The sequence below is a fragment of the Chroococcidiopsis cubana SAG 39.79 genome, assembly GCF_003991895.1.
Classification (GTDB): domain Bacteria; phylum Cyanobacteriota; class Cyanobacteriia; order Cyanobacteriales; family Chroococcidiopsidaceae; genus Chroococcidiopsis; species Chroococcidiopsis thermalis.
Genome location: NZ_RSCK01000240.1, coordinates 1 through 1,631 on the forward strand (window position 1 = coordinate 1; position 1,631 = coordinate 1,631).

Consider the following 1,631-nt stretch of genomic DNA (forward strand, 5'->3'; position numbering starts at 1 on the left):
CAAGTCTCTGTTGAAGATCTACGTGGCTGGTTTACTCATTGCTGTTATTGTACCTCAGTAGACTAGAAAATGCTCTATCATTATTGCGCTTTTTGCAGATGAAGCAGTAGTCAAAAGCAATCTTGCACGAGCAAATGAAGTCTTTATTTCGAGTATTGCCATTGGTGAGCTGTATTATGGTGCAAGACGATCGAGCCGCTCAAACGAAAATTTAGCACGTATTGATGAGTTGGTAGCCAATACTACTGTACTTGGATGTAATACACAAACCGCTCGTTACTACGGAGAAGTTAAGAATAAATTGCGTCTTAAAGGCAGACCGTTACCTGAAAATGATATCTGGATTGCAGCACTTGCGCTTCAGCATAGTTTGACACTGGTTACACGCGATGCCCATTTTCAACAGGTTGAAAACCTCCAAATAGTCGTTTGGTGAGTAAGTTGTAGCTGGCGATCCGCCTGTTGGTAAAGTTGGGGTGCGATCGCTTGTGAAATGTATGAGAGCAATACAGTTTCCTAGCTAACGCAATACAATATTGAGACGATCGTTACACTAGAAACTTATGCAAATTCACATTGCTTTACCGGATGATGTCGCCCATTCTTTAGAAGCAAAATGGGGCAATTTAGAACGGAAATTACTAGAAATGCTGGCGATCGCGGCTTATCAAGAAGGCTCTATTAGTGCTGGAAAAGTGCGAGAATTGCTGGGGATGTCTACTCGTTTAGAAGTCGATGCGTTTCTCAAAGAAAAGGGCGTATACCTACATTACGATGAAGCTGACTTTGAACAAGATATACAAACCATGCGGAGGCTAGAGCAAGAGGGGCAGCTAAAACGGTAATGATTGTTGTTTCGGATACCTCGCCTCTGTGCTATTTACTACTGATTGAAGAAATTGAAGTTTTACCGCAGTTGTTTAATCGAGTAATTATTCCTCCAAGAGTACGCGATGAGTTATTAGCACCTGCTGCACCCCTAGTTGTTCGAGAATGGATAGCACAGCCTCCAGATTGGCTAGAGATGCAAGCCATTACAGGTGAAATTGATGCAGCCTTGAATCAGTTAGACTTGGGAGAGCAGGAAGCCATTACCTTAGCCCTTCAACTGAAAGCAGATTTGATTTTATTAGATGATTTGGCAGCAAGACGCATAGCAACCCAGTTCGAGCTAGAGATTGTTGGCTTGCTGGGTATTCTTGGTTCTGCGGCAGAGAAAAGAAGAATTGATTTTTCTACTGCTATTGAGCGGTTGCAACAAACCACATTTCGAGTTTCACCAGAATTGATTCAGTCTCTTTTGCAGCAGTACCAAAAGGACGAGCAACCATAATTCGTCTGAACTATAACTTTAGAAAAGCGATTTTACAATAGCGCGATCGCCCTTTAGTAAAGTAGGGATGCGATCGTCGATCGTCTCTCACAAAAGCAACGCCTCGTTGAGAATGCGATCGCGCAAGCATTGCCGCAGTCCTCGATCGGTTGCCACATCTACTTTTCTTCCCAAAAGATCTTCTAAATCTTGGATGAGTGCTACGCGATCCAATAGACTGCATCTAGTACTACAGTTGTAGATAATTGTTAGAATAGGATAGAAGTGCGATTGCGATTGCTGTGATGTTTCAACAAGC

General features: G+C 42.7%; 3 protein-coding genes and 1 pseudogene. 3 read left to right on the plus strand and 1 reads right to left on the minus strand.

Annotated elements, in window-relative coordinates; genetic code table 11:
• Window positions 1-76: 76 nt before the first annotated feature.
• The 3 genes from DSM107010_RS37635 (at window position 77) to DSM107010_RS37645 (ending at window position 1,333) form a co-directional block, all read left to right on the plus strand.
• A complete protein-coding gene (locus DSM107010_RS37635; protein WP_127025411.1) occupies window positions 77-436 on the plus strand; it encodes a type II toxin-antitoxin system VapC family toxin in 360 nt (119 codons plus the stop codon).
• A gap of 127 nt (window positions 437-563) precedes the next feature.
• A complete protein-coding gene (locus DSM107010_RS37640) occupies window positions 564-845 on the plus strand; it encodes a UPF0175 family protein (protein ID WP_015154316.1) in 282 nt (93 codons plus the stop codon).
• On the plus strand, window positions 845-1,333 hold the full coding sequence (locus DSM107010_RS37645; RefSeq protein ID WP_127025409.1) for a PIN domain-containing protein: 489 nt from the start codon (window positions 845-847) through the stop codon (window positions 1,331-1,333). Before DSM107010_RS37640 ends, DSM107010_RS37645 begins: the two co-directional genes overlap by 1 nt.
• Before the next feature lie 87 nt (window positions 1,334-1,420).
• On the opposite strand, the pseudogene DSM107010_RS41000 reads toward DSM107010_RS37645, so the two are convergent.
• Window positions 1,421-1,631 (minus strand): annotated as a pseudogene (locus tag DSM107010_RS41000) (hypothetical protein); the annotation flags it as partial.